The organism is Siphonobacter sp. BAB-5405 (assembly GCF_002872335.1).
In the GTDB taxonomy this organism is placed as follows: domain Bacteria; phylum Bacteroidota; class Bacteroidia; order Cytophagales; family Spirosomataceae; genus Siphonobacter.
Genome location: NZ_NJAG01000057.1, coordinates 1 through 5,056, shown reverse-complemented (window position 1 = coordinate 5,056; position 5,056 = coordinate 1). Strand labels below are relative to the sequence as shown.

Sequence of the window (5,056 nt, the reverse complement as noted above, 5' to 3'; positions counted from 1 at the left end):
TATATATATAACATAAATTATAATAATATCAATAATATGGAAATATTGTAGGGTTTTGCCTAGTTCATATGAATGGGAGATAAAACCTTTTTGTCTTTACAGAAAATTCAGCTCACGTTTGGTTAACTGTAATTTGATTTCTTAGAAGCCAATGTGTAATAATGTTACACATTATATGATGAGAAAAATGTAATGGCTATATTAGGTTTGAATGAATTCAACTTAACGATTGATTATACAACCATGATTCGTCCATTCGAAAGAAAAACAGTCTTACCCAATCCTATCCCTGAAAATTAAACCTCGATTCTTGATCGGGCCGCAGGAGCGGATAACCATTTGAGATTGCACATAGCCTGGAATTGACGCAAGTAGTAGAAATTGGCTACTGTCACTTGATAGAGGTGTTTCAAGATATTCTGAATAAGGGCCGACGGCTTGAGCAAAATGTTAGATAAAGTCCAAGGTTTAGCAGTCCATAAGCTACCGTGAGTACAGAACATCATTCTGAATAGAAGTATTCATTCTAGTAGTAAAATAGCTCTTCAAGACCCCTATTTGCGGTTCTTCTTAATTAAGGCTAAGGTAAAGTTCATTTCTACATCTTTACCACTTAAAAATTCACTGATTGTGGGTTCAATCCAGTAATCAGGCAGCGTTCCGTGGCCCGGACTGGAGGGACTCTCCACCGCCATTACATATTTTCGCATGGGTATCACTAGTTTAACTTTTGTGTTAGGCAGGATCATTTCCATCATATCACCTCCGTTGATGGAGGAGTATCCGCCCCCGGTTTCTTCCCCAATAAACGTCGCTCGTTTATTGGAATAAGCAACCGCACAAAACTCCGCTGTTGTAGAAAAGCATTTTCGACTAATGAGGATATAAACGGGTCCGTTAAACCGGGTCGGCTGAGGCTGCTGCATTTTCAGATTGTCGTGAGCCGTCCACCGATACTGCCCAGAAGGGATTTTAATAATGTCTTTCACGTAGTCTCTATATTCGGTCTGCTTCCAATCGGTATATTGAATAAAAGGTAAATCTTGATTGGTTGTGACAACCGCTTCTTTGTAATAATTGAAAGGCTTCTCGGCCAGATAAGCATATAGCCAAGCCCCCCAGGTACCGTAACCTCCTGGGTTTTTACGTAAATCAATGACTAGATTTCTCACCTGTTTTGCCTGATCAGTGTGAAACAGGAATCTAAAAACTGTTTGTAAACGGTTTCTTTCGATTTATCATCATCTAAGGCGATATAAAACTGATCTATCGTCAGTACAGCCGTTTCGGCGTTAGGTAAGCTTATGGAAAACGGACGATCTCGTTTAGGGGAACCAGAGGTTAAACCGCTGATTGATCGAGTAACTCGCTTGGTTGTGGCAGGTAGAATTACTACACTATCGGGCTTGTTGCCACTCCTGATAAGCAGTCTAAATGTGTCGGGTTGGGCAATATGTAGGCCATAATACAGATCAAACTTATTATCGAGATGGAAATATCGATTAGCCGAATTGATGCCGTCGGTGCTGATATGCTTGAACAATTCGGCCGTAATGACGGTCATTGGTTGACCATTGATGCTCAACACCTCACTGCCCACTAGACTCGGATCATTGTCCTGGTCTGCTATAATGTAGGCTTTCCCTCTCAGAAACTTTACTTTGACGGGTACATATCGCTTGATATACTCACGCTCCGAAGTTGGTAGGCCTACAGCGGTGTGACCACAACCTAGTTGGGAAATGATTGGGGATAACAAGTTAAAAACTCGAAGGCCGTTAGCTTATGGTCAAGCAGCCTGCTAGTGCTGTCCCACAGGTGGTCAAGCTTCTCTTTAGCAATAACGTCGTACAGGGCGGGATGCATCGTCTCAAAGAGTTGCCGGGTTAAGCCAAAGTCTTGCTGTAGCTGTTGAGGTGTAAACGCGTTTTCAGGAGTAGTTTTGGCCGTTTGGGCGTGCGTGGGAAGCAGAGTCAATAGAATGACTAAAACGACAAGTGCTGATTTCATAGGTAAAGGCAAGGGCATAAAATTCACAGTTCAACGAAGGGTGGATGACTAATCGGCTAAGCACTAACCACAGTAGACTAGAAGTGCAAAATTATTACACAGATTAGGATTTTTTCTTTCTATCTTTTGTACTGAAACGCAATTTTGTTTCATTCTCTTGACCTCTTTCTTTTTCTTAGCCTATGGAACTTGATTCGTTTGATCGCCATATTCTTACCATTCTGCAAGTGGCCAATACGACACCACAGCGATTGATTGGTGAACAAGTAAATCTCTCAGCCGCTTCCGTTCATCGTCGAATCAAAAAGATGGAAGAGCAGGGCGTCATTCAAGCCAATATTTCCGTGGTCGATCCGGCCCAGGTTGGGCAGCGTATCACGGTGATTGTGGAAGTGGAGCTGGCCAGCGAGCAGATTGATTTAATTGATGAAGCCAAGAAGAGCTTTTATTACGCCCCTGAAGTTCAGCAATGCTACTATGTGACGGGCGAAACCGATTTTATTTTGATTGTCAGTGTGAGCAGTATGGAAGACTACGAATTACTTACCAGACGACTTTTTTTTGGCAATACGAATGTGAAACGCTTTCGTTCGTTTGTTACGATGGATCGGGTAAAGGTAGGTTTATCCGTCCCGTTGCCTTCATACTAGCTGGCACAGTTGGTCAACGGCAGTTACCTGACCTGTCGCTCTTACGCTTGTTTCCGTTAGCAAACTAGATGTCTATACTATTCCTGGTAATACTTAATACATCTAAGCTTATCATACCATCGTTTTCGTGTAATCTTTTAAATGACAGTGGATTAGCCTAATATTCTATAGTCATCTGAAAGACGTGGATCTTAATAAGCTAGGTTAGGTTGGTAGGCTATCTCTATGCATGTGCATTGGATGTAGTTGCTGACTGGATTAGTTTTTAGGGCAATGACAAGAATTAAACACCCGTTTCTTTAACTTTGGTAGTGTACCCAAATTATGTGTTTAACACGTATAGCCATGAACGTACAATAGGTGTCGAATGCCCAGGGAAAGGTAACTGCCGTTCAGCTCTCCTTGAAAGAGTGGCTTTAATCATGAAGTACAAAACTTTGAAAACTATAAAATTTCTCAAAACTGAATGCGGAGTAGACTTCTTACTTAGAGCAGGTCTTGGTCAAGAGCTTTTAGAAGTTTATTTAACTAAAGAGCTTTATAATACTGACTTCTTTGAAATCTTAATTTTCAGGAAAGCTCAAGGCTCTTTACTACTTAATCAAAAATCTATTTCTATTACTGATAATACCATTGTATTTATTTCACCATTTCAAAAGAGACAGTGGAACTTAGACGATAAGGATTTAGATTTTACCTTCCTGTATTTTCAGGAGGATTTTCTTAATGACTTCTTTGCGGATAAGTTATTTACTTATCGATTACTTTACTTTTATCAACTTGACCGTCCTCTAAGTCTTCTTGTAGAGCCAAAAGATATAGATAATGCTTACAGACTGCTTTTAGAAGTTAAGGCTGAACTTAAACATATCACAGCAGATCGGGAGCATGTCATTCGCTCTCTGCTCTATTATTTACTAATGAAGCTCAATCGGGAATATGCTCAACAAATGCAACTTCCCCTTGAGAAACCTGAAAATAACTACGCCTATCAATTCAAAAAGCTTCTGGAAGTACATATCAAAGATAAACAGAGAATCAACGAATATACTTCTTTGTTGGGAATCAGCCGAATAACGCTTAATAAGGCTGTTCAAGCCCAATTTGGCGTTACTTCCATTCACCTATTAAAGAAACGGTTGCTTTTCGAGATAGAGAGCTACTTACTTCACTCTTCTTTCACGGTTGCTGAAATAGCTCATACATTACATTTTTCTGAACCCCAACATTTGATGCGGTTTTTCAAGACTCAGACGGGAATGACTACTTCTGAATTCATATTGACTTATCAAAATGGTAGTAATGGAAAAAACTATGGTAGGAAGGCATTGAGCTGATCACACGACCTTTGCAGTGTTCTTATTACCTCATGGTAAGTTCATTTGGAGAATAAGAAAAATACACTAAATATTATCAACATTGCATATGAAACGAATGATTTTAGTAACAGCATGGGTCCTACTATCTACTTTATCGTGGTCTCAGAATCAAGCTATTGAGTCTTCTAGTGTACAGCTAGTTAGGAATGCAACGGTAGTAATTACGTATGCAGGTCATAAAATTTTAGTAGATCCGATGTTAATGCCTAAAGGGTCTTACGAATCAATTGTAGGAGTTGAGAAAAACCCCTTAGTTGAATTACCGCTGCCTAAAGAAGAAATTACTAAAGGAGTAGATTTGATATTGGTCACACATACTCATTTTGATCATTTTGATGAAGTAGCTAGCAAAAGCCTGAACAAACAGTTGCCCTTATTTCATCAACCAGCAGATCAAGATTTCTTTAAGAAGGCAGGATTTGTCAATGCTCAAACACTACAGTCACATACTACCTGGAAAAATATATCTGTTGATAGAACGGAAGCCCAGCACGGTAGTGGAGTAATTCTAGAAAAAATGGGTAAGACATCGGGATTTATCTTGAGAGCTAAAAATCAACCAACCATTTACATCATTGGAGATGGTATCTGGACGGAAGGAATCAAAGCGAATCTAGAGAAATATAAGCCTGATTACGTCATCGCTAATACGGGAGGAGCTGCCATCCCAGGTTTTGAAAAGACTCCTATTATTATGGATATTGAACAAACTATAACTCTTTTGAAATCAAGTGGTAAAGCGAAAGTCATTGCTGTACATATGGAGGCATTAGATCATTGCCACACCAAGCGAGCAGAACTTCGACAAAAAGCGGATAGTTTGAATATTTCTAATGAAAAGCTTTTGATTCCACAGGATGGTCAAATCATCTCGTTGAAATAATTTATCAGTCATCATTTTTTAAGTTTCATAGGCTTTCTCTAAAAAGAGGAAGCCTATATTTTTGAACCGTTGGAAACGTAAACGATTTATAACATTTTACAAAGGTTCCTTTTATTTAGTTATATTATTTGTGA

General features: G+C 39.3%; 5 protein-coding genes. 3 read left to right on the top strand and 2 right to left on the bottom strand.

Annotated elements, in window-relative coordinates; genetic code table 11:
- Positions 1-554: 554 nt before the first annotated feature.
- Both BWI97_RS25010 and BWI97_RS25000 read right to left on the bottom strand, forming a co-directional pair.
- The gene (locus BWI97_RS25010; protein ID WP_158242843.1) at positions 555-1,172 is read right to left on the bottom strand and encodes a S41 family peptidase; all 618 of its coding nucleotides are present in this window, start codon (positions 1,170-1,172) and stop codon (positions 555-557) included.
- 559 nt (positions 1,173-1,731) lie between these two features.
- The gene (locus tag BWI97_RS25000) at positions 1,732-2,010 is read right to left on the bottom strand and encodes a hypothetical protein (RefSeq protein WP_146011026.1); all 279 of its coding nucleotides are present in this window, start codon (positions 2,008-2,010) and stop codon (positions 1,732-1,734) included.
- A 182-nt stretch (positions 2,011-2,192) separates the two neighbouring features.
- On the opposite strand from BWI97_RS25000, the gene BWI97_RS24995 reads away from it, so the two are divergent.
- The 3 genes from BWI97_RS24995 to BWI97_RS24985 all read left to right on the top strand — a co-directional run bounded on the left by BWI97_RS24995 (position 2,193) and on the right by BWI97_RS24985 (position 4,922).
- Positions 2,193-2,660: an Lrp/AsnC family transcriptional regulator gene (locus BWI97_RS24995; protein WP_102203261.1), complete on the top strand. Its 468-nt coding sequence runs from the start codon at positions 2,193-2,195 to the stop codon at positions 2,658-2,660.
- A 326-nt stretch (positions 2,661-2,986) separates the two neighbouring features.
- The gene (locus tag BWI97_RS24990) at positions 2,987-3,997 is read left to right on the top strand and encodes an AraC family transcriptional regulator (RefSeq protein ID WP_233208025.1); all 1,011 of its coding nucleotides are present in this window, start codon (positions 2,987-2,989) and stop codon (positions 3,995-3,997) included.
- A gap of 88 nt (positions 3,998-4,085) precedes the next feature.
- Entirely contained in the window at positions 4,086-4,922 is an 837-nt protein-coding gene (locus tag BWI97_RS24985) for an MBL fold metallo-hydrolase (RefSeq protein WP_102203259.1), read from the top strand.
- The last annotated feature ends 134 nt before the right edge of the window (positions 4,923-5,056 follow it).